The following is a 22,121-nucleotide window of genomic DNA, read 5'->3' as shown; positions in this document are numbered from 1 at the left end:
TCCTTTTTGATCTCTTTTATTTTGGGGAGATGTTTATTCATGAAGTATTTACTCAAAATGATAAAGAGCTGGTGATCGCCGGCAAAAAAATCTGTTATATCAAACAGCATATAAATTTTTCAGACTCTTCGATCAAAGATGATCCGAGGTTTCTGATATTAAAGCATGAAACATTGCAGAGAAAGTGGATCGATCCACCGAAGCAATTGATTGATATTTCATGTGCAACAACCTCTGCCTTGATGATTGAATCAGATGCAATGATTGCGATAGATTATCAGGATAATAACTATCAATTGAGTATATATCCTAGTAAAGCACCCGTTTATTATAACCAGCTACTTGTAACAAAAGGTGTATTTACTTTCCAAGTAGGTGATCAGATCGTAGTGGATCAGTGGATTATCGAAAGGCGGGAAAAGCAGTGGCAGATCATCGGTTTAGGTCAAGCGATCCAATTAAATCCATGGGTACTTTCTGAAGTCCCTTATATACCTGAATATCCTAAGCACTTCCCCTTTTTTAGAAGAAGCCCTAGAATCTATCTGGAAGAGCCAAAAGTACAAGTGGAGGTTCGATTACCGAGACACGAAGCAGCTCAGGAGAAACAATCCTTTTTTAAATTGGTTCTCCCCTCTTTAGGCATATTTATCTTAAGCGGAATGTTTCTGTTTTTTAGCAATCGAAACCTTCTTCTGATACTAGGTATGTATGGACTTAATTTATTGACGTCCAGTATCTCTACTATCAATTATTTATTAAATAAAAAGAAAATAAAACGAAAAAAAAGTGAACAAAAAATAACTATCCAACAATATAGAATCAAAAAAGCTTTTGAATTAAACAGGTTACAGCAAAGACAAAAAGAAGTTTTACAGTACATGTATCCTTCTAATAATCAATTAGCACGAATGACAAAGGAATGTCATCCAAGAATCTATGAACGTCGACCAAAGGATAAAGATTTTTTAACCGTTCGCTTAGGAATAGGCGAACGTCCATCCAGTTTTAAAATTGTTAGTTCTCATTTGGATGAGGATCAATGGAACGATGAAGTTCTATCCGATTTTATTCGTCCTTATCAAAAATTAAAGAACGCACCTATTGCGATTTCGTTTGCAACTCAGTCAGTGGGGCTTGTCGGTCCATCGAATGTTTTGCAGGAAGCTCTTCAATCTTTACTATTTCAAATTTCTGTCTTGCACTCTTACCAAGAGGTTGAGTTTATCACTCTTCTTCAAGAAAAAGAATATGAAAAAACATGGAAAAATTGGCGTTGGTTACCACATCATACGTTGCGATCCTTTCCACTTAAACAAAGAGGGCTCCTATTCAATTTAAAAAATCGAGAGTTGGTTTTGAGTGCATTTTATAAGATCCTTTCTAAAAGGAAGCAGCAACTACAACATGCTGATTATCAGAAGATAGCTTTTAAACCAACTTATGTTTTTTCAATTATCACAGAAGAAGGCTTGTGGGAGCATGAAATCAGAGAGTTTTTAACGGAAGAATTAAATCGGTATGGTGTCGTAGTTATTTGGGCGAAGGAATCTATCGATCAGTTGCCTGAAACTGTAACGACGTTAATAGCGTATCAAAGTCAAGATATTGCTATGCTGATCAATCATAAAGAACAACACATTAATCAACCATTTACACCTAATCGTTTACCAACTAGTTATCCACTTGAACAAGCAATTTTTCGCTTAGCTAACTTATTCCATGAAGAAATTGAAAATCAAAATCTGCCAGAAAAAATCAATTTATTAGAGCAATATCAAGTTCAGACTGTTGAGGAGTTAATGATTTCTAAGCGCTGGTTGAACGCAGAGCCAAGTAAGACATTGCGTTCATTGATCGGCTGGCAGAGAAAAAATCAGGGGATCTACTGGGATCTCCATGAACAGGCACATGGACCTCATGCTTTAATTGGTGGCACGACTGGTTCAGGGAAGTCAGAATTTCTGATTACTTATTTAGTGGGATTAGCCATCAATTTTTCTCCTGAAGATGTAGGGATTCTAGTGATTGATTGGAAAGGTGGTGGCCTCGCACAAACAGTAAGTAAGTTGCCACATTTTATGGGTGCGATCACTAATTTAGACCGAGTTGGTACGTCCCGTGCATTGATCAGTATCAAAGCGGAGCTGGAAAAGCGACAAAGGTTACTTGCGACCTATGAAGTAAACAACATCAATGAGTATATGCAGTTATACAAACAACGAAAACAAAGGAACGTTTCTGCGTACCCTGATCAGCCGCTGCCTCATCTTTTTCTAGTATCCGATGAGTTTGCCGAATTAAAAGTCAATGTGCCAGAATTTTTGGAGGAGCTGACTTCAGTAGCGCGGATTGGTCGTTCACTTGGCGTCCATTTAATTTTAGCTACCCAAAAACCAGCCGGAGTAGTCAACGACCAAATCGAGGCGAATAGTAAAAGTAAAGTGGCATTGAAAATGGCAAGTGTTCAAGACTCAAAGGAACTTTTACAAACAACAGATGCAGCTTATGTGTCAAGACCAGGGAGGGGTTATCTTAAGGTAGGAGAAAATGACGTCTATGAATTGTTCCAAAGTGGTTATACAAAAGCACCCTACGCACCAAACCAATCTCTTGAAGATGAACGGATCGTTGTTGTGAATGAATTTGGTCAAAAGGAGGTCCTCTTTGCTCCTACAGAAAAAGATTCGAGGAAAGCAGCGGGCAGTATAGTTACGCAATATGAGGCAGTCAGAAGGTTGATTGTACAAACTTTTCAACAATCAACATTCAGCCAACCATCACAACCTTGGTTACCAGAATTACCAACGTGGTTAGTAATGCCTGTCTTTAAAGGAAATGAACGGAATACATTAAAGGTTCCCATAGGCTTGTTAGATGTACCTCACGAGCAAAAGCAAAGTCATTATTACTATGATTGCGAGAAAAGTAGTCATACCGTTGTATTCGCTAGTTCTGGATATGGAAAATCTACGTTACTACAAACAATTGTTTTAAGTCTTGCAAGACAAAATACTCCAAATCAAGTATGGTTTCATCTAGTTGATTTTGGTACTAATGGCCTTTTACCGTTGAAGAAGTTGCCACATGTCGTTGACATCGTCACTTTAGAAGAAGAAGAAAAAAGACAAAAAATGTTTGTGAGAATCAATCGATCATTGGCGGAGAGAAAACAACTGTTTAAAGAAAAGGGTGCCACAAATCTCTACCAATACCAAGAAAAAACGAGCATCCAATTACCGATCATTTTTATTATATTAGATAGCTACGAGAGTTTGGGGATAGAGGATAAACGAAAAGATTCCATCGATGAAACAATCGTGCATTTACTAAGAGATGGTGCAAGTTTAGGGATTTATCTTATTCTATCTGCAAATCGTGTCGGGAGTATTCGCCTAAATATGATGAGTCAATTTGCAACAAAGCTGTTTATGTATTTACATGATGAAAGTGAAATCAAACAAGTGCTGGGAAGAGAAGCGATTGTTGCGTTGCCTATTAAAGGAAGAGGGCAAGTGATGCTTGACCGACCAACGATATTACAATTTTATTTACCCACTAATGGTCAAAATGAATCAGAAATATTCGAAAAAATGGCAGAAGAAATAACAAATATAGATCAAGACTGGGTAGGAAAACGTCCTGAAAAAATCCTGATGGTGCCCGAACGGTTAACGCCAAAAATTTTCAGTCAGTTTGTGCGCAATAAAGAAAAAGACTTGGTGTATCTAGGTTTGAATAAGCAAACAGTTGAGGTGGAATCATTTGCATTTTTTCTTGGAAAGCAGCTAGGTTTATTTTTTACTTCCAATGTAAAATTGCAGAGGATGTTTTCATGGTGGCTATCACAAATGATGGATGTGGAAGAAAATGTTATTTTAATCGATGTTTCTGGAACATTGGAGCAAATAAAAAACGAAGTGACTTCGTATTTTAGCTTGCATGATGTCGCAAAACGAAGTGAGAAATTTACTCATTTCTGGGATGAACTGTGGTTCATGCCAAAAACGAGAAAAATCGTGGTTCTTAATGGACTGGCTGATTTCGTGGAAGAAATGGGGTTACTCTCGGGAGAAGTGGGCAAGTTATTAAATAGAGGAAATTCGTGTTTTCAATTCATTTTTATTGATCTGTTAGCGAAAACTGGCAACTTTTATGGTGGAATGACTCAAATAGTAAAAGAAAATGTTTCTCAGATCCTTTTTGATGGGAGTCTCCAAACTCAAGGATTTGTTGATGATTTTACATTTACAAGAGAAAATAACCCAAATAATAAAAATAGTTTTTACAGTTTAAAGGATGGAAAGTTGGAAATCATAGTAGTTCCTGTCGAAGAAGAGTGAGGGTAAAAATGATACCGCTCTAAAAATAATGTACCCGAACAAGAGGGCACGGGTGCAAGGGTTAGCTCCAACAACAGAAGGAAGAATTTTTTGTAATAGCTTCTCAAGTGTTCGAAAATTCATGCGATTTCGAGGAATTAATTCTGGAATGTCTATTTGGTAAGAAGGTATGCTCACCATTTATTCATTTTTACACCTAAAAGAGTCTGGGAAGTCCTTTTTTGTCCCAGACTCTTAACGGTAATTTTTTTGAAAACTTCTTCTTATTATTGAAGTTTAAAGCGTTTTTTTCTGTCTTTGGCAAAAAACTCAGGATCACTCGTAAATAACGTTGGCATAATAAATAGTTACATTTTTTTTTCGAGTAATTTTAATTCTTGGATCATTGCTTTTTTTCGCGGGTATTTTTCTTTTAATTCTTTGATCAACAATTGAACTGAGATCATGCTGTTTGGTAAAGTAGCCATTTCTTCAATATATCTCACCAGTTTATGATAATGATTCCGAGTAGTCATAGTGTGGGCTATTTTCCGCAATTCATATTCATATTTCTGTAATAGTGCTTCGGGAGTCTGTTTTTTTAAAATATTGAAATAACGATTAGCTTCTTTGATTCCAGAGGTCTCTAACACACGATTCAATAATAGATCATAGCATTTTTCCTGTGAATAAAGTAAGCCAATGTCTTGATGATTATGTAATTCTTGGAACAAACGGTTTCGCAACGATATCCATTCATCTTTTGAACAAGTTTTTTTCAATTGGTGAACTAGATTCATATCTAATGCATCATTCTCAATCAATAACTTAAAAACTTGATTTATGTATGCTTCTTTTTTTCCTAATTTATAATAGAGTTTTTTTAGAGAATAACGATGAAGTTGAACGAGATCAGGAGATTGACGATCCAAAAGCAGACTCTCCTGTAATACTTTTTCTGCTTCTTTGTATATTCTATTTTTAAGTAAGTAATTAACATATTGTGTCCTGATAGTAGGGGAGTGCCAGTTTTCTTGGATAGTATGTTGAATTTTTTGCTTGGAATAGTTTAAGTACTCCATTTGTTTAACAGATAAAATTTGTTTCTTTTTTTTCAATCCTCTTTTTTTGTCTGCGGGTTCTTTCTTCAACGAGGAAGCAGATTGTTTCTCATAGTATGCTTGATATTTATTAATATCAAAAGAAGCATCTGAATAAATATATTGTTGAAAACGTTTTGCTAAGTGGTCATTTTCCTTTAAAATCATCTTTAAAAAAGGACGGATTTGTGAATCTTCCGCGTAGGAAACCAAATATGCGCTGTTATTTGCATCTTTCTTTTGTAAGTATTTATTGTATTCGAATAAAACGGCTACTAAATGGGGACAATGATCGTTCGATAAGCAGGGGCAGCTACAAACCATTTTTTCTAAATAAAAGTGGTCAACGAGGTCAATGATTGCATGATAGTTTTCATTACTAGTAATGTTGGCAATAATCTGTTTTTGCTTAACCTTAAAGTTTTTTACCTGTTCCCCAATAAAATAGGAGTATCCTAAATCTATTGTAGTTTCTAAAAAATATTCTTTCCAGTTGTTCACCTAATCTCCTCCTTTATATTAATTCTTACTTAATAAGTTTAACGGATAAATGAATGAAAAACAGTATTTTTTTGTTGATACGTAAGTTATTTAATTTTAATATAAATGGCTATTTTTAGGTATATTTTTTATAGTAAAATAATTACCAATTGTTGTTTAAAGAAATTTTTTTATTCTTTCGTGATTGTGAGGGCGTTTTTCAATTTCTAATACAGCAATTTTGTGTATCAAAGAGTCTAACGTGATATGTGACATTTCTTCCTCTACTTTTGCTTGGAGTTGGGTATAGCTTGCCGTCAATGTTTCTTGAATATTCGCACCAACGATACAATTTGGGTTTGTTTTCGGATCCACTTGAATGAGATTAGTATTTCCTTCAATACTTTTATAAATATCTAAAAGTGAAATTTTTTCAGGAGAACGAGCTAAAGAAGGTGCAGCTTTTCCGACTTGCGTAATAATCAAATTCGCTTTTTTTAGTCGGCTCATGATTTTACGGACATTAGCTGCACTGGTTTCAATACTTTTCGCAATCATCTCACTAGATAACATATCGCTATCTTGAAAAATTGCTATGTAGGCTAAGATGTGGATCGCATCGCTCAATTGTAAAGAATATTTCATACTATCCCATTCCTTTCGACGTTTATTCTTGACTTATTTTAACATACTCTTTAAGATAATGTTGTAACTTAAAAATGTACAGGTTTTATTTAAAAAATTTATCAATGTGAAAAAAGGAGTGGTTAGAATGAATTATCTCATTACTGGAGCAACTGGTGGTTTTGGTAACTATGCTATGGAGTACTTAAAACAGCTCGTTCCTCAGGAAAATATCTATGTGTTGGCGCGGAATGAAGAAAAGGGGAAAACACTTGAAGAAAAGGGTTGGAATGTCCGTTTCGGAGATTATGCTGATTATTCTTCTATGAAAAATGCCTTACAGGGAATTGATCGCTTGTTGTTTGTGTCTGGTGCACCTGGTAATCGGCAAGCTGAGCATGAAAATGTTGTGAAGGCCGCAAAAGCAACTGGTGTTTCTTACATTGCTTATACTAGTTTTGCTGATGCCGATCACTCGACCAGTATTCTAGCGCCAGATCATCAGTTTACAGAGAAAGTAATTGCTGATTCTGGAATCGCACATACTTTTTTACGTAATAATTGGTACTTAGAAAATGAATGGCCACTCATTGAACTTGCCTTAAAGAATGGGCGCTTTATTTATTCAGCAGGTGAAGGTAAAACTGGCTGGGCATTAAAACGAGAATATGCCGAAGTTGCAGCAAAAGCACTAGCGAACTTGAACTTTCCAGAAGTTCTTGAATTATCGGGTCAACCGATTACGTATAAAGAACTAGCTAAAGAATTAAAAGAAGTGACAGGCAAACCTATTGATATCGTGGCTACCAATGATCATGAGTTCATCAAAAATTTAGAGGAGGCTGGTTATCCTGAATCTGCTGCACAAATGTTTGCAGCTATTCAAAAAGATATCAAGAATAATCAACTCGATGTTTCCTCAAAAGATTTTGAACAAGCTTTGGGACATCCACTTGTCTCTTTAAAAGATGGACTAGAAGAATTGTTGAATCACTAGTTGTAAAAAGCGGTTGAGACAACGTTATTAATTTTATGAAACAAGGGTAAATTCTCGCAAGTGACAAGAAGTATAAAAATAAGGTTTTTACGGTTGACACTTACCTGCTTACTGTTTCTTATTGAGTTTATTGCTGAAAATTTAGTCAGTGAAAACCGTGAACAAAAGGTCGTGAAGCATCGTTTAGCTCTGATAACCTTAAGAAAGATTTTTTGGAACCAGTTTTTTGGTTTGAAAAATTCGGACTTATTTCAAAGAGTAGCTGGTTGAACACTGTTTATTCGTTTTCACACCTATTTAAAGAGTCTGGGATCAGGCTCTTTTTTTGCATTTAAGTGATAAGTAGAAGATTGACTTTTTTGAATGTAATAAAAAAAACACTTACGAGAAAATGAGAAATATGCTACGATACTTTTCGTGACAAATTTAAAGGAGTGGTATAGTTGCCTACAAACAAAAAAGAAGGAATTATTTTTACATCACTAATGTGTTTTCTCATGGTCTTAGGAATGAGTGTGTATAATCTCTGGCTTCATGGGGATTTATATTTTTCAAATCTATTGATTGGTTTAGTTCCAGGATTCATCGTGGCTTTTATTCTAGATGTCTTTATTGTTGGTGTGATTGCGAAAAAAATAGCTTTCAAGTTGCCAGTAAATTCAGAAAGTAAATTTCAAATGATCGTAACGATTTCTTGTCTGATGGTCTTAGGAATGGTTACCTGTATGTCGTTGTTTGGTGTTGTGATTGAGCAGGGAATACCTGACCAATTACTTTCAGCGTACCTTACTGCATGGAAAATGAATGTGATTGTTGCATTGCCTTTGCAATTACTAATCGTAGGTCCCATCTCTCGATTGGTATTAAGCACGATCCAAAACTAAAAAGATCTTTTAGATTATAAAAAAAGAGGATGCGACTTGTATAGCATCAAGAGATAAAAGAACTTGCCTAAAATTGCGTATACGCTTATTAGGAAGTTTCGTTTATTTTTTGAATGAGCTACTTCAGTCACATGCTCTTTTTTTTAAGAACAATTAATCAAAAAATGTTTGCATCATTTCACGAACCTGTGTACACCATTGTAGTTCTTGCTGGCAAAGTAAAATTCTTCGTTGAATAACGACATAACGTCCAAATTCTTCTTTTTTATTTACTGAAAGATCTGCTAGTTTTGATTGGTTTTTTTGCATGATTTTGTTTAATTGTTGTTCTCTTGTAAATAAAAGACCCGTCGCTGTTGTTTTATCTAAGGTAGAAAAAGCGTACAGTTTGGCTAAAAATTCATCTTTTTGAGTAGGAGCAGGGGTCTCTTCTTTGATCCATTCTTCTACGATCGCTTTTCCTTCATTGGTAAGGGTATAAATTTTTTTCTGCGAATGTTCTTCGATTTCCATGACAGAAATATAACCTTTCTGGTCTAATTTAGCCAGTGTCGTGTAAATCTGACTGTGGTGAGCTTCCCAGAAAATGGTGATTAATTGTTTTAGTTCATAACCGGAACGAGGTTTAGACAAAAGAACGCATAATAAGATATAGGCTAAAGTATTCATACGATACCTCCTGACTGATTTTCTCTTATTATAGCATATTTTTTATTTTTGTTTTTACATGTGCATATTGACATGTAAAATAAATCATGTATGATGCTAGATAGAGAAAGGAATGGGGAATTTGGAGAATCAAATAGAAATCAAAGAAGAACTAACAGAGAAAGGACAGGAACAAAGTAAAGGAAAGAATTCAGCGTTAGTAGTCGCTGCGACTTGTATGTTTGCATTTATGGGAGTCGGCTTAGTAGATCCCATTTTAAAAACGATTGCTGCTCAATTAGATGCAACACCTGCCCAAACGACATTATTATTTACGAGCTACATGTTGGTAACGGGAGTAGTGATGTTGTTTACAGGTTTTTTATCGAGTCGAATTGGTTTGAAAAAAACATTGATGGCAGGTTTGGTTATTATTGTTGTATTTGCTGGCTTAGGTGGATTATCCAATGATATTGGTACATTGATCGGATTGCGTGCTGGTTGGGGTGTAGGGAATGCTTTATTTGTTTCAACAGCACTTGCGACTATTGTAAGTATTTTAGTGGGGAACACTGAAAAAGCTATTATGATGTATGAAGCAGCACTAGGCTGTGGGATGGCTGTTGGACCATTAGTTGGTGGTATACTAGGAAGTGGCTCGTGGCGGTATCCTTTTTATGGAGTAGCTACGTTGATGTTTATTGGCTTTTTAGCATTGGCAATCCTTCTTCCAGAGGCAGGAAAACCACAAAGGAAGGTTGGTTTTTGGGAAGGGGTCAAGGCATTAAGTAATCACAAATTGCGTTCAATTGGTTTGATTGCCTTATTATATAATTTTGGTTTCTTTACGTTACTTGCCTATGCACCATTCTTATTAGTGGGGTATAGTGAATTAGAGGTCGGTTTTGTTTTCTTTGGTTGGGGCGTTTTATTAGCAATTGCTTCGATTTTTGTCGCACCAGTACTAGAACAAAAATTCACTACTTACCGAACGATTTTAGCAGCGTTTGTTTTCTTTATTATTTGTTTGGCGTTACTAGGTGCCGGTTCAACTATCCAAATTTTAGTGCCAATCAGCATTGTACTTTCAGGTTTTTTCCAGGGGATCATCAATACATTATTGACAACGATTGCTATGGAGATACCAGGTTTACCAAGAAATGTGGCTTCTTCAAGTTATAGCTTTGTTCGTTTCTTTGGTGGGGCATTAGCGCCATTTATTGCAGGGATCATTGGCGAAAAACTAGGTGAAAGTTATGCTTTTTATTTTGCTGCGATCATTGTCGTAATTAGTGTCTTTTGTATTATTCATCATCAAAATTATTTTGTAACAGATGAAGATCAATAAAAATGAGGTTTTGAAAGAAAGAATAAAAACCGAAAAAATAGTTAATGATGAATCAATAAAACCTTGAATTTCACATACTGTGTTTCAAGGTTTTTTTTCTGTTATTTGTGACGTTCGATCTACAGTTCTGGTAACTGGTATCGTGAGAGGATTTATTTTTAACATGTGTTTCAACGAAAAAGGTCAATGAATACACTGTTTTTGTCATAAATCATGTTATGATGAGAATAAGACACAGCCAGTAAAAAGTGAGGAAAAGCGATGATTGAAGAATATTTCAAAGAAGTAGGTATCACGTTGGTTGAACTTCCCATCGAGTTGGTGGATGATCGACCCGTTTATGGTGGTTATCTAAAAGAGCTGCCTGTAATCAATGCGACAGGAGAATCTCGAAAAATCATGCACCAGAAACTAGCGAGTATGTATCAAGCCTATCGTGAACAACTACTTACAGATATGGAAATAGAAAAAGAAAAAACAATGAATCTGTCGACAGAAGAATTGTTAAGATATTATGATGGTGAGACATTCGATGGGTTTGCTATTTTTTCTAACGATAATGAAGATCATCTTGGCTAAAATAAGCTATTATCGACTTAAAGTTACGCTAAATGCGTTTCTTTTAGTCGATAATAGCTTATTTCAATCATTGTAGTTATGAGGCATTCTAGTTAAAGCGCTTGGGTAAGTTATTTTTGTTTAATTGATATTTGAAAGACAAATGGAAAATCCCGGCAATCAATAAAGTGATCGTATAAGCAATCGAATGGTGGAACGCTAGATTGTAATTGATCACAGCTAAAATGCCTAAAGCGAGCATATAACTAACATGTAGCCTTTGAACAATGCCTTTAGGACCAATTTTTTGAAGATAAACTTGCCATTTTTCCTGAGTGGGATTAAAATTTCTTTTTTTTATTTGGAAAAAAGTGGCTAAAATCATCACTCCTATAAAGGCAGCGATGTTTAAAGAAATCAAGTATACTAAAAATATCGTGAAAATTTCGAACATAAAAGTAACCTTTCTAACTAAAAAACTTTTCAAGAATCAAAAAATAAAGAAAAATTTTGTCATATTTTTATTGTGAAGACTAAAATGTTTCGTGTGAAACATTTTAGCGGATTTGACCTTCGCCGTAAATGATATATTTCGTAGAGGTCAGTTCATTCAATCCCATCGGACCTCGAGCATGTAATTTCTGAGTAGAAATACCGATTTCAGCACCAAAACCAAAAACAGCTCCGTCAGTAAAACGAGTTGAGGCATTCACATAAACCGCAGCGGCGTCCACTTCGTTCAAGAAACGTTGGCTTGCTTGGTAACTATCCGTAACGATGGCTTCAGAATGTTTTGTATTATGGCGATTGATATGGTCGATCGCTTCATCTAAAGAATCAACGACTTTCACAGCCAGAATATAGTCTAGATATTCCGTATCCCAATCAGCTTTTTCTGCAAGGGTTGCAGTTTCTAAATATTCCATGGCACGCGTATCTGCACGTAGAGAAACCCCATGTTCTACTAATGCTTTTTCAATAACAGGTAAAAAGAAAGGGGCGATCTCTGAATGGATCAACAATGTTTCTGCAGCATTACAAACAGATGGACGAGAAGCTTTTGCATTGACGATGATATTCGTTGCCATGGTCAACTGAGCATCTTTATCGATATAAATATGATTGTTACCAGTGCCAGTCTCAATGATTGGGACTGTGGCTTGTTCCTTCACTCTTCTGATCAAATTTGCGCCGCCTCGAGGAATCAACACATCTAAGTACTCTGTTAATTTCATTAATTCAGCAGCCGTTTCATGAGATGTATCGTCCACAAATTGAACAGCGTAAGGAGACAGGCCAGCATCAGTTAACGTTTGTTGCAGAAGCTTCACTAATAATTGATTGGAAAAGAAAGCTTCCTTTCCGCCTCTAAGAATAACGGCATTTCCTGATTTAAAAGCCAAGCTGGCTGCATCAGTCGTCACATTCGGTCTAGATTCATAAATGATTCCGATGACACCAAGTGGGACACGTTTTTTTCCAATCAGTAACCCATCAGCATTCTTCCACATTTGTTCTACTTTTCCAATTGGATCCTCTAATGAAGCGATTTTACTGATTTCTTCAGCCATATCATGGATACGCTCAGGCGTTAATCGTAAGCGGTCAAGCATCGTTTCGCTCATCTGATTTTCGGTTGCTTGCTCTAAATCTTTCTGATTGGCTTCAAGTATCGCTCCTTGATTTTTTTTGAGCATCAATGCCATCTGTTTGAGAAGGTCATTTTTCTGTTCTGTACTCATCAAAGCAAGAGTTTGGGCGCTTTGTTTTGCATTTTTTCCAAGTTGATTTAAATCAGTCATACGTGTTCCTCCTTAAATAAGGTTCCAAGTTCTTTACCGGCTAAAAGATCGAAGATAATGGTAGGATTTTTTCCGTTTGCCAGGATCATTGTACTGTTGGCTTCAAAAATACGTAATGCTGCTTGTAACTTACTAGACATTCCTCCTGTTCCAAAGGTGCTGCCAGCACCACCCGCTTGTGCCATTAAACACTCGTCAATGACCGAAACGGTTTGATACATCTTTGCGTCTGGATTTTTTGAAGGATCGGCGGAATAAAATCCGTCAATATCAGATAAAACAATTAATAAATCTGCTGTGATCAATTTTGTAACGATCGCAGATAGTTGATCATTATCACCAAATTTCGTTGTATGTTCAAGTTCATCGACTGCTACAGTATCATTTTCATTAACGATCGGGATGGTTCCCATTGCTAATAACTGTTCAAGTGTGTTGATCACATTGACTCGACTTTGAGGAAAATCGATCACATCCCGAGTAACGAGGATTTGAGCTGTTTGCTGATTGTAAACACTGAAACGTTGATTATAAATGTTCATCAATTCTGCCTGTCCGATCGCAGCGATTGCTTGTTGTTCCGGGATCGTTGTGGGGCGTGTAGCTTGATTCATTTTGTGCATCCCGACACCAACAGCGCCGGATGAAACTAATACGACTTCTTTCCCTTGATTCCGAAGATCAGACAAGACAAAGGCAAGCTGATCAATCGCAGCGAGGTTGATGTTTCCATTGGGATAGATTAAAGTACTCGTTCCCACTTTAATAACAATTCGTTTGGCTTTTGTAACTTCTTTTCGCATGTGACACCTCTAACTAAATACACGTTTTGATTTCGTTCTATTCTACTTGTTTTACACCATAAAGTCATGTATAAAATTTATTTTTTTATGACAGCAGTATTTTATTCATCTTAACATAAATTAATGAAGAATTTTTTAAGTCGTCCTTTTGGTATCATGAATATGGTAAAATAAATATAGTCTATTTTGGGAGGAAATTCGGTGAGAAAAAGAGGATTTGAAGTTATTTCAACATATGCACAACAAAAGATACAATTACCTCAACGAGCAACTCATCATGCTGCTGGATATGATTTTGAAGCGGCAGAAGAGATTGTTATTCCAAGTATTTGGAAAGCTGGATTAAAACAAGGGATAACAGCTCTTTCAGAGGTATTGAAAAATGAAGAAACAACAGTCGACGAGAAAAAATTAAAACCAGTTCTTGTTCCTACTGGAATCAAAGCCTATATGGGAGAAGATGAATTTTTACAGTTAGCCAATCGTTCAAGTAATCCGTTGAAGCGTTTTTTAGTTTTAAGTAATGGAGTAGGTGTCATTGATAGTGATTACTATAATAATGATGCAAATGAAGGGCATATCATGTTCCAATTTACTAATTTTGGTTTGAAGGATGTTGTCATCAAAAAAGGTGAGCGAATTGGACAAGGAATTTTCTTGCCATTCTTAAAAGCAGATCAAGACCAAACAGAACAGGCCCGTAAAGGCGGCTTTGGTTCATCAGATGTATAACCATTCAAGGTTTATTTAATTCAAAAATAATTATTTAAAGGAGGCGGGACAATGGCAAAAAAAGCGAAAGTCCAGTTTGTTTGCCAAAATTGTGGTTATGTTTCGCCTAAATTCTTAGGGCGTTGCCCAAATTGCGGGAAATGGAACACGATGGTCGAGGAAATCGAGCAAGATACGACTGACCGTAGAACACGAACAAGTTTGACTGGAGAAAAAGCCAAACCAACGAAAATTGCAGAAGTGATTCCTAAAAAGGAACCACGAGTCAAAACAAAATTAGATGAATTGAATCGAGTTTTGGGCGGGGGCGTAGTTCCGGGGTCAATGATTTTGATTGGTGGCGATCCAGGCATCGGTAAATCCACATTACTTTTACAAGTATCCCAACAATTAGCTGATATCGGCGGGAAAGTATTATATGTTTCTGGAGAAGAAAGTGCAGAACAAATTAAATTACGTGCCGAGCGTTTGGGCTCAATCAATACAGAATTTTACTTATATGCTGAAACTGATATGAATGAAATTAGCCGTGCCATCGAACAGATTTCACCAGATTATGTGATCATTGATTCGATTCAAACGATGGCACAACCTGATATTACGAGTGTAGCAGGGAGTGTCAGTCAAGTGAGAGAAACGACCGCTGAGTTGTTGAAAATAGCGAAAACAAATGGGATTGCGATTTTTATCGTAGGACATGTAACGAAAGAAGGCTCGATTGCGGGTCCACGTATGCTTGAACATATGGTTGATACTGTTTTGTATTTTGAAGGAGAACAGCATCATAGTTTTCGTATTTTGAGAGCAGTAAAGAATCGATTTGGTTCAACAAATGAAATTGGTATATTTGAAATGCATGAACATGGATTAGAAGAAGTTGCGAATCCTTCCCAAATCTTTTTGGAAGAACGATTAGAAGGAGCAACAGGCTCAGCGATTGTTGTGGCGATGGAAGGTACCCGCCCAATTTTAGTGGAAATCCAAGCACTGGTAACACCAACAATGTATGGAAATGCTAAACGAACCACTACTGGCTTAGATTTTAACCGAGTATCATTGATCATGGCAGTTCTCGAAAAACGAGCAGGCTTACTGTTGCAGAATCAAGATGCTTACTTAAAAGCAGCAGGTGGGGTAAAATTAAATGAACCAGCCATTGATTTAGCAATTGCTGTGAGTATTGCTTCCAGTTACAAAGAAAAAGGGACACAACCGACAGAATGTTTTATTGGCGAAATCGGGTTGACGGGCGAAATTCGCCGTGTCAGTCATATTGAACAGCGTGTCAAAGAAGTACAAAAGCTGGGTTTCACAAAAGTTTATTTGCCAAAGAACAATCTAGGAGGGTGGAATCCTCCGACTGGCATTGAAGTCGTAGGTGTCGCTACCTTGGCGGAAACGTTAAAACGTGTCTTTCGTTAAAAATAGTAAAATTAAAGAAATGGAGGAAAGAGTATGCAAAAACGTGTCATCACCTTGCTGATGATTATTGTCGGTGCCAGCTTAGGTATTTCTTTTTTACCAATGGCTTGGCAGACAATTGGTCAGCAAACAAATGGATGGCTGAATAATACATTTACCAATAGCCTGTTAGGTGCACTTATTTTCTTTTTATTGTCTTTGCTATTGGCAAAACATATCTCAGCGGTTATCAAGCAAATTGAGGAAAAATTAAGTGAGGTTAGTTTAACTTACCTATTGTTTGGTGCAATTGGTGGGATTATCGGGCTAACTTTAGGTGTAATTATTTCAACGCCACTATATAATTTGAAAATTCCGTTTGTAAATAGTGTTCTTCCCATCTTATTAATGGTTATTTTAGGCTATTTAGGATTCAGGATGGGAACCACTCGAATCGATGAATGGAAAAAAATCTTTGGTTCAAGAAACAAGAAAGTGGAACAAGAAACACCTAGTCAAGTGGAGAGCCAAATACTGGAACGAAAATTAGGCGAGAACTTTCATAAATACAAGATCTTAGATACTAGCGTGATTATTGATGGACGAATCTATGACATCACCAAAACTGGTTTTTTAGAAGGCACACTGATGATTCCGAATTTTGTGCTTTATGAATTACAGTATATTGCTGATTCTGGCGATAGCCTAAAACGTGTTCGCGGACGCCGCGGGCTGGATATCCTCAATGCTTTGCAAAAAGAAGAAGGAATCTCTGTTGAAATGTATGACGGTGATTTTGAAGATATCACTGAAGTGGACAGCAAATTGATCAAATTAGCGAAACTTTTAGATGGTGTCATCGTGACAAATGATTATAACTTAAATAAAGTCTCAGAGTTTCAAAATGTACCAGTGTTGAATATCAATGCTTTAGCGAATGCAGTAAAACCGGTAGTTATTCCAGGTGAAAACATGAATGTTTTAGTCGTAAAAGCAGGAACAGAACGTCAACAAGGGGTTGCTTATCTCGATGATGGCACCATGGTGGTCGTGGAAGATGGACAGCATTATATGAACGAACATATCGAAGTGGTTGTTACAAGTGCCTTACAAACAGCTGCCGGGCGGATGATTTTTGCAAAACCAGCCCATGCAGGTCGTGGGATCGATAATAAAGACAATAAAAAAGAAACTGAAAAAAGTAAACATGCTTAACGAAAGAAAAATCGGAATATGAGTATAAAAAGTAGCCAACTGGTAAGGAAATTCAACCAGTTGGCTTTACTATTTCCCATATTAAAGGTAAAATTTGTGCTGAGTGGCTTTCATTTTAATGAAAAAGCCTTTAAGAAATATGAGGATGTAAAACAGAACATGTTTTTCGTGTTTTGTCTCATATTTTAAAGTCTAGTTTGAAAGAAGAGGAAGAAAATGACGAAAGTACGCGTACGCTATGCACCAAGTCCAACTGGGCACTTACATATTGGGAATGCTCGAACAGCATTGTTCAATTATCTATTTGCTCGCCACAACGATGGAGACTTTATTATTCGTATTGAGGACACAGACCAAAAACGAAACATTGAAGATGGTGAAAAGAGCCAATTGGAAAATTTGGCTTGGTTAGGTATCGATTGGGATGAATCTCCTGAAAATCCTGGAGAATATGGTCCTTATCGTCAATCTGAAAGAAAAGAAATTTATCAGCCTTTGATTGATCAACTTCTTGCAAGTAATCGGGCATACAAATGTTACTGTACAGAAGAAGAGTTAGAAGCAACTCGTGAAGAACAACGTGCACGTGGAGAAATGCCTCATTACGCGGGTACTTGTGCAAATCTAACACCAGAAGAACAAGCAGAAAAAGAAGCGCAAGGGATTGAACCAGTGATCCGATTCCGTGTACCACGTAATACGGAATATGCGTTCAAAGATATGGTCAAAGGGGATATCACCTTTGAATCAGATAATATCGGTGGCGACTATGTCATTCAAAAACGTGATGGTATGCCAACATATAACTTTGCTGTAGCTGTAGATGATCATATGATGAAGATTACTCATGTCTTACGTGGGGATGACCATATTGCAAATACACCTAAACAATTGATGATCTATGAAGCTTTTGGTTGGACACCACCAACATTCGGTCACATGACATTGATCATCAATACAGAAACTGGGAAAAAACTAAGTAAACGTGATGAATCGATTTTACAATTTATCGAACAGTATCGTGAATTAGGTTACTTACCAGAAGCAATGTTCAACTTTATTGCATTATTAGGTTGGTCACCAGTAGGCGAAGACGAGATTTTCAACCAAGAAGAATTGATCAACATGTTTGATCCAAATCGTTTGAGTAAATCACCTGCAGCCTTCGATGCGAAGAAATTACAATGGGTGAATAACCATTACATGAAAGAAATGGATTTAGATAAGTTAACAGACATGTGCTTGCCTTACTTGATCGCTGACGGTCGAGTACAAGAAAATCCTGATGAAAAAACGATCGAATGGGTCAAAAGAATCGTTAGTCTGTATCAACCACAAATGAGTTACGCAGCTGAAATCGTAGAAGCTTCTTCCTTATTCTTCAATGAACATCCTGTATTGAACGATGCGGCTAAAGAAGTATTAGCAGGCGAAACTGTTCCACTTGTTCTTAATGCGTTTAAAGCACAACTAGAACAAATGGAAGTCGTGGATGCCCCAACCGTAAAAGCAGCGATCAAAGCTGTCCAAAAAGAAACTGGCGTTAAAGGTAAAAATCTTTTCATGCCGATCCGAGTAGCTGTTTCAGGACAAATGCACGGACCAGAATTACCAGATACGATCGAATTGCTTGGTCGTGAAAAATCATTAGCACATTTAAATCAAGTCATCAACTAAACACGATGAACAGAAAGAAGTAAGTAATCATTGATCTCAAGAGAGGTGACGGGCGGTGGAAGTCACTGATCGATGTTTACTGAAATGCCTCTGGGAGTGGTTTCGGCGAGTGAAATAGACACATCTCTTTGTGACGAATTTCAGGTAGTCGAGAACGTATAAGCTTACGTTAACAGCTAGAGGTAATCATATCTGATTATAAATAAAAGTGGAACCACGCCAATTAGCGTCTTTTAATAAGGAAACTTGTTAAAGGCGCTTCTTTATTTGTCAGAGAACTACATAAATTATTGAGAGGAAGGAGCGATGACGATGGGGTGGTTTGCCCGAGCGGTAGAGGCAGCTAAAAAAAATGACCCAGCTGCTCGTTCAACATTAGAAATCGTTTTGACATATCCAGGGTTTCATGCCTTATTTTGGCATCGGGTGTCACATTACTTATATCAGCATAAACTTTACTTGCTGGCAAAAATCAATGCACAATTTTGGCGATTTATAACAGGAATCGAGATACATCCTGGAGCCCAGATCGGACAAGGTGTTTTTATCGATCATGGGATGGGGATCGTGATTGGAGAAACCGCAGAGGTCGCTGATGATGTAGTTCTTTTTCATGGAGTTACGTTAGGTGGTACAGGTAAAGAAACGGGCAAAAGGCATCCCACAGTGAAACAAGGGGCAATGCTTTCTGCCAATGCTCAAATATTAGGACCGGTCACGATTGGGAAACATACGAAGATTGGTGCCGGTGCAGTCGTTTTAAAAGACATTCCAGATTATGCTACAGCCGTGGGGGTTCCTGCAAAAGTAGTACGGATTAATGGAGAAAAAGTGAGGAGATCAGAATGATAAAAATTTACAATACATTGACTAGACAAAAAGAGGAATTTGTACCGATTCAAGCAGGAAAAGTCGGTATGTACGTGTGTGGTCCGACTGTTTATAACTATATTCATATTGGAAATGCCCGCAGCACGATTGCTTTTGACACGATTCGACGCTACTTTGAATATCGGGGATATCAAGTCGATTATGTTTCCAATTTCACTGATGTAGATGATAAAATCATTCGTGCTGCTAATGAATTAGGGATCACGGCGCCAGAAGTAGCCAACCGTTTTATCCAAGCATTTGAAGAAGATACCAAGGCGTTGAATGTGGAGCCAGCTACTGCGCATCCTCGTGTGATGGAACATATGTCAGATATTATTTCTTTCATCCAAGTATTGATCGAAAAAGGTTATGGATATGAATCAAATGGCGATGTCTACTACCGTACAAGAAAATTTCCAACCTATGGACAACTTAGTGATCAATCGATTGATGAGTTAGAAGTGGGCGCGAGTCAACGGACGGGAGCAGAACAAAGTCAGAAAGAAGATCCGCTTGATTTTGCACTATGGAAAAAAGCAAAACCTAATGAGATCTCTTGGGATTCTCCATGGGGACCCGGACGTCCAGGATGGCACATCGAATGTTCCGTTATGGCAACGAAACATTTAGGGGAAACAATTGATATCCATGGTGGTGGGCAAGATTTAGAATTTCCACATCATGAAAATGAGATTGCCCAAAGCGAAGCAAAAACGGGAAAGAAATTTGCCAATTATTGGATGCACAATGGTTACGTCACGATTGGCGATGATGATCAGAAAATGAGTAAATCATTAGGTAACTTTATTACTGTCCATGAAATGATCCAAACGGTAGATCCACAAGTGTTACGCTTCTTCATGGCAACAACTCAATATCGCCGACCGATTCGTTATAGTGAGGCAACGATGAAGGAAGCAGCGACAAACTTGCAACGCTTAAGAAATACATTTGATAATCTTAAATTCCGCCTAGCAACAGCAGAAAAATCTCTGGCGGATGACACAAAGTATTTAGCTGAGCTTGAACAAATCGAACAACGCTTTATTGAAGAAATGGACGACGATTTTAATGCTGCGAATGGAATTACCGTCGTTTATGAATTGGCAAAATGGTTAAACACGTATTTGGAGAAAACAACTGTTTCAGCGGATGTTCTAGCAAAAGGGGAAGCATTATTTACCCAATGGTTGGCTATTTTTGGTATTTTATTTACATCTGAGGAATTACTTGATGAAGAGATCGAGCAGTTGATCGAAGAACGTACGCAAGCAAGAAAAAATCGTGATTTTGCCCGTAGTGACGAAATCCGTGACCAATTAAAAGAAAAAGGGATCTTGCTTGATGACACACCGCAAGGAACTCGTTGGAGAAGAGAAGCATGAAAGACTATACACAATTAAACGGACTAGCTTTAGCTTATGTAGGAGATGCCATCTATGAGATCTATATTCGTGACTATTTGATCGAACAAGGGGCGACTAAACCGAATAAACTTCATAAAGCAGCCACGAATTATGTTTCAGCAAAAGCACAAGCTTATCTGATTAAAGAGATGCTAGAAGAAAAATTGATGACACCAGAAGAAGAAACTTTTTATCGTCGTGGTAGAAATGCCAAAAGTCATACAAGTGCAAAAAATGCAGATGTCACAACTTATCGAATTGCCACAGGTTTTGAAGCTTTGATGGGGTATCTGCATTTGACGAAACAAACAGAACGTTTAGAAGAATTAATTGAATGGTGTATCCAGAAAGTCGGTGAAAAAAATGGGTAGAGAACAAAAAGAACGTCATTATAACAAACGTAAAAAAGCAACGAAACAGCCAATGAACGCTTCATCACAGAAAAAATCGCAAAAAAAGCGAAACCATTATGACACTTCCTATGAACCTGTAGTTGGGGAGAAAAAAGAGGAAGCAATCGAAGATAATTTTGTCTTTGGTCATCATGCAACAGTAGAAGCCTTACAACAAGGTAGAGGGAATAAATTATTTTTACAAGAGGACTCACGGGGAGAAAAAACCGAAGAGTTAAAGAACATTGCTAGAGATCAAGCTGTACCAGTTAAATGGGTACCAAAACAAAAATTAGATACATTAAGTGATCATGGTGTACACCAAGGAGTAGTCTTAGCGATTACCCCGTATGAATATTTATCCTTAGACCAGCTTCTTCAGCAAACCAAAGAAAAAACAGAAACACCTTTCTTTGTCATTTTAGATAGTATTGAAGATCCTCACAATTTTGGTTCGATCCTACGAACAGCGGATGCAAGTGGGGTAGACGGCGTAATCATTCCTAAGCATCGGGCGGTAGGCATTACGCCAATCGTCACAAAAACCTCTACTGGAGCAGTCGAACATGTACCTGTAGCACGAGTGACCAATCTTGTTCAAGCAGTCCAACAACTAAAAGAGGCCGGTTTTTGGGTTTTTGGGACAGATATGGATGGTACAAATTTCCAAAAATGGAATGCAAAAGGCGCTATTGCTTTAGTGATTGGTAATGAAGGACGAGGAATGAGTCCTGGATTGAAAAAAGAAATGGACGAACTTTTGACCATTCCAATGGTCGGTCACGTTCAAAGTTTGAATGCGAGTGTTGCTGCTGGATTGTTGATGTATCAAGCTTTTTCTCAACGTCAAGGAGAGTGA

Annotated in this window: 19 protein-coding genes and 1 other annotated feature; of the genes, 13 read left to right on the top strand and 6 right to left on the bottom strand. The window is 37.2% G+C overall.

The genetic code is table 11. The annotated features are described in order from the left end of the window. The first annotated feature begins 29 nt into the window (after positions 1-29). Complete coding sequence (gene essC, locus IGJ27_RS12320) at positions 30-4,343, top strand: type VII secretion protein EssC (RefSeq protein ID WP_306172380.1); 4,314 nt, start codon at positions 30-32, stop codon at positions 4,341-4,343. A 347-nt stretch (positions 4,344-4,690) separates the two neighbouring features. Here the strand turns inward: essC and IGJ27_RS12315 are convergent, their stop codons facing one another. After that, entirely contained in the window at positions 4,691-5,923 is a 1,233-nt protein-coding gene (locus IGJ27_RS12315) for an SWIM zinc finger family protein (RefSeq protein WP_178306304.1), read from the bottom strand. Between the two features lie 156 nt (positions 5,924-6,079). Beyond that, entirely contained in the window at positions 6,080-6,547 is a 468-nt protein-coding gene (locus tag IGJ27_RS12310; RefSeq protein ID WP_178306305.1) for an Rrf2 family transcriptional regulator, read from the bottom strand. Positions 6,548-6,674: 127 nt separating this feature from the next. On the opposite strand from IGJ27_RS12310, the gene IGJ27_RS12305 reads away from it, so the two are divergent. Next, positions 6,675-7,523 carry an SDR family oxidoreductase gene (locus IGJ27_RS12305; protein WP_178306306.1) on the top strand — a complete coding sequence of 283 codons (849 nt, stop codon included), beginning with the start codon at positions 6,675-6,677 and terminating at the stop codon, positions 7,521-7,523. Between the two features lie 443 nt (positions 7,524-7,966). Then, positions 7,967-8,407, top strand: coding sequence for a DUF2798 domain-containing protein (locus tag IGJ27_RS12300; RefSeq protein WP_010720646.1), 441 nt, complete (start codon positions 7,967-7,969; stop codon positions 8,405-8,407). A 153-nt stretch (positions 8,408-8,560) separates the two neighbouring features. Here IGJ27_RS12300 and IGJ27_RS12295 read toward each other — a convergent pair whose 3' ends face one another. Then, positions 8,561-9,076, bottom strand: a complete 516-nt coding sequence (locus IGJ27_RS12295) for a PadR family transcriptional regulator (RefSeq protein ID WP_178306307.1) — start codon at positions 9,074-9,076, stop codon at positions 8,561-8,563. 112 nt (positions 9,077-9,188) lie between these two features. On the opposite strand from IGJ27_RS12295, the gene IGJ27_RS12290 reads away from it, so the two are divergent. Together IGJ27_RS12290 and IGJ27_RS12285 are read left to right on the top strand one after the other, a co-directional pair. Beyond that, positions 9,189-10,403 (top strand): MFS transporter, encoded by a 1,215-nt coding sequence (locus IGJ27_RS12290; protein WP_053765955.1) that lies wholly within the window; start codon positions 9,189-9,191, stop codon positions 10,401-10,403. Between the two features lie 261 nt (positions 10,404-10,664). Continuing rightward, positions 10,665-10,982: a hypothetical protein gene (locus IGJ27_RS12285; RefSeq protein WP_010737260.1), complete on the top strand. Its 318-nt coding sequence runs from the start codon at positions 10,665-10,667 to the stop codon at positions 10,980-10,982. Positions 10,983-11,070: 88 nt separating this feature from the next. Here the strand turns inward: IGJ27_RS12285 and IGJ27_RS12280 are convergent, their stop codons facing one another. The 3 genes from IGJ27_RS12280 to proB all read right to left on the bottom strand — a co-directional run bounded on the left by IGJ27_RS12280 (position 11,071) and on the right by proB (position 13,566). Continuing rightward, positions 11,071-11,415, bottom strand: a complete 345-nt coding sequence (locus IGJ27_RS12280; protein WP_010720642.1) for a hypothetical protein — start codon at positions 11,413-11,415, stop codon at positions 11,071-11,073. Positions 11,416-11,518: 103 nt separating this feature from the next. Next, positions 11,519-12,763, bottom strand: a complete 1,245-nt coding sequence (locus IGJ27_RS12275) for a glutamate-5-semialdehyde dehydrogenase (protein ID WP_034700060.1) — start codon at positions 12,761-12,763, stop codon at positions 11,519-11,521. Next, positions 12,760-13,566, bottom strand: a complete 807-nt coding sequence (proB, locus tag IGJ27_RS12270) for a glutamate 5-kinase (RefSeq protein ID WP_010720640.1) — start codon at positions 13,564-13,566, stop codon at positions 12,760-12,762. Before proB ends, IGJ27_RS12275 begins: the two co-directional genes overlap by 4 nt. A 201-nt stretch (positions 13,567-13,767) precedes the next feature. Here proB and IGJ27_RS12265 point away from each other — a divergent pair, with 201 nt between their 5' ends. The 8 genes from IGJ27_RS12265 to rlmB all read left to right on the top strand — a co-directional run bounded on the left by IGJ27_RS12265 (position 13,768) and on the right by rlmB (position 22,121). After that, positions 13,768-14,298 carry a dUTP diphosphatase gene (locus IGJ27_RS12265; RefSeq protein ID WP_178306308.1) on the top strand — a complete coding sequence of 177 codons (531 nt, stop codon included), beginning with the start codon at positions 13,768-13,770 and terminating at the stop codon, positions 14,296-14,298. A 51-nt stretch (positions 14,299-14,349) separates the two neighbouring features. After that, positions 14,350-15,720: a DNA repair protein RadA gene (gene radA, locus IGJ27_RS12260; RefSeq protein ID WP_178306309.1), complete on the top strand. Its 1,371-nt coding sequence runs from the start codon at positions 14,350-14,352 to the stop codon at positions 15,718-15,720. Positions 15,721-15,753: 33 nt separating this feature from the next. Then, positions 15,754-16,914 (top strand): PIN/TRAM domain-containing protein, encoded by a 1,161-nt coding sequence (locus IGJ27_RS12255; RefSeq protein WP_010720637.1) that lies wholly within the window; start codon positions 15,754-15,756, stop codon positions 16,912-16,914. Positions 16,915-17,130: 216 nt separating this feature from the next. Beyond that, on the top strand, positions 17,131-18,591 hold the full coding sequence (gene gltX, locus IGJ27_RS12250) for a glutamate--tRNA ligase (RefSeq protein WP_010720636.1): 1,461 nt from the start codon (positions 17,131-17,133) through the stop codon (positions 18,589-18,591). After that, positions 18,588-18,828 (top strand) — a binding site (T-box leader). It overlaps the preceding gene by 4 nt. Positions 18,829-18,903: 75 nt before the next feature. After that, positions 18,904-19,440 carry a serine O-acetyltransferase EpsC gene (gene epsC, locus IGJ27_RS12245; protein WP_010720635.1) on the top strand — a complete coding sequence of 179 codons (537 nt, stop codon included), beginning with the start codon at positions 18,904-18,906 and terminating at the stop codon, positions 19,438-19,440. Beyond that, a complete protein-coding gene (gene cysS / locus IGJ27_RS12240) occupies positions 19,437-20,849 on the top strand; it encodes a cysteine--tRNA ligase (RefSeq protein WP_053765951.1) in 1,413 nt (470 codons plus the stop codon). Before epsC ends, cysS begins: the two co-directional genes overlap by 4 nt. Then, positions 20,846-21,241, top strand: a complete 396-nt coding sequence (locus IGJ27_RS12235) for a Mini-ribonuclease 3 (protein ID WP_010720633.1) — start codon at positions 20,846-20,848, stop codon at positions 21,239-21,241. The genes cysS and IGJ27_RS12235 overlap by 4 nt, the downstream gene beginning before the upstream one ends. Further along, positions 21,234-22,121, top strand: a complete 888-nt coding sequence (rlmB, locus tag IGJ27_RS12230) for a 23S rRNA (guanosine(2251)-2'-O)-methyltransferase RlmB (protein ID WP_178306310.1) — start codon at positions 21,234-21,236, stop codon at positions 22,119-22,121. The genes IGJ27_RS12235 and rlmB overlap by 8 nt, the downstream gene beginning before the upstream one ends.

This window comes from Enterococcus sp. DIV1726a, assembly GCF_051710985.1.
Lineage (GTDB): Bacteria > Bacillota > Bacilli > Lactobacillales > Enterococcaceae > Enterococcus_B > Enterococcus_B hirae.
The sequence above is the reverse complement of the archived record's forward strand: the minus strand, read 5'-3'. Positions and strand labels throughout refer to the sequence as shown.

Bases quoted from the DNA above. Each gene is read 5' to 3' on its own strand.
- essC (WP_306172380.1), top strand. From the start codon at position 30: ATGTTTATTCATGAAGTATTTACTCAAAATGATAAAGAGCTGGTGATC.
- IGJ27_RS12310 (WP_178306305.1), bottom strand. From the start codon at position 6,547: ATGAAATATTCTTTACAATTGAGCGATGCGATCCACATCTTAGCCTAC.
- IGJ27_RS12305 (WP_178306306.1), top strand. From the start codon at position 6,675: ATGAATTATCTCATTACTGGAGCAACTGGTGGTTTTGGTAACTATGCT.
- IGJ27_RS12295 (WP_178306307.1), bottom strand. From the start codon at position 9,076: ATGAATACTTTAGCCTATATCTTATTATGCGTTCTTTTGTCTAAACCT.
- IGJ27_RS12290 (WP_053765955.1), top strand. From the start codon at position 9,189: ATGGGGAATTTGGAGAATCAAATAGAAATCAAAGAAGAACTAACAGAG.
- IGJ27_RS12285 (WP_010737260.1), top strand. From the start codon at position 10,665: ATGATTGAAGAATATTTCAAAGAAGTAGGTATCACGTTGGTTGAACTT.
- IGJ27_RS12280 (WP_010720642.1), bottom strand. From the start codon at position 11,415: ATGTTCGAAATTTTCACGATATTTTTAGTATACTTGATTTCTTTAAAC.
- IGJ27_RS12275 (WP_034700060.1), bottom strand. From the start codon at position 12,763: ATGACTGATTTAAATCAACTTGGAAAAAATGCAAAACAAAGCGCCCAA.
- proB (WP_010720640.1), bottom strand. From the start codon at position 13,566: ATGCGAAAAGAAGTTACAAAAGCCAAACGAATTGTTATTAAAGTGGGA.
- radA (WP_178306309.1), top strand. From the start codon at position 14,350: ATGGCAAAAAAAGCGAAAGTCCAGTTTGTTTGCCAAAATTGTGGTTAT.
- IGJ27_RS12255 (WP_010720637.1), top strand. From the start codon at position 15,754: ATGCAAAAACGTGTCATCACCTTGCTGATGATTATTGTCGGTGCCAGC.
- gltX (WP_010720636.1), top strand. From the start codon at position 17,131: ATGACGAAAGTACGCGTACGCTATGCACCAAGTCCAACTGGGCACTTA.
- epsC (WP_010720635.1), top strand. From the start codon at position 18,904: ATGGGGTGGTTTGCCCGAGCGGTAGAGGCAGCTAAAAAAAATGACCCA.
- cysS (WP_053765951.1), top strand. From the start codon at position 19,437: ATGATAAAAATTTACAATACATTGACTAGACAAAAAGAGGAATTTGTA.
- IGJ27_RS12235 (WP_010720633.1), top strand. From the start codon at position 20,846: ATGAAAGACTATACACAATTAAACGGACTAGCTTTAGCTTATGTAGGA.
- rlmB (WP_178306310.1), top strand. From the start codon at position 21,234: ATGGGTAGAGAACAAAAAGAACGTCATTATAACAAACGTAAAAAAGCA.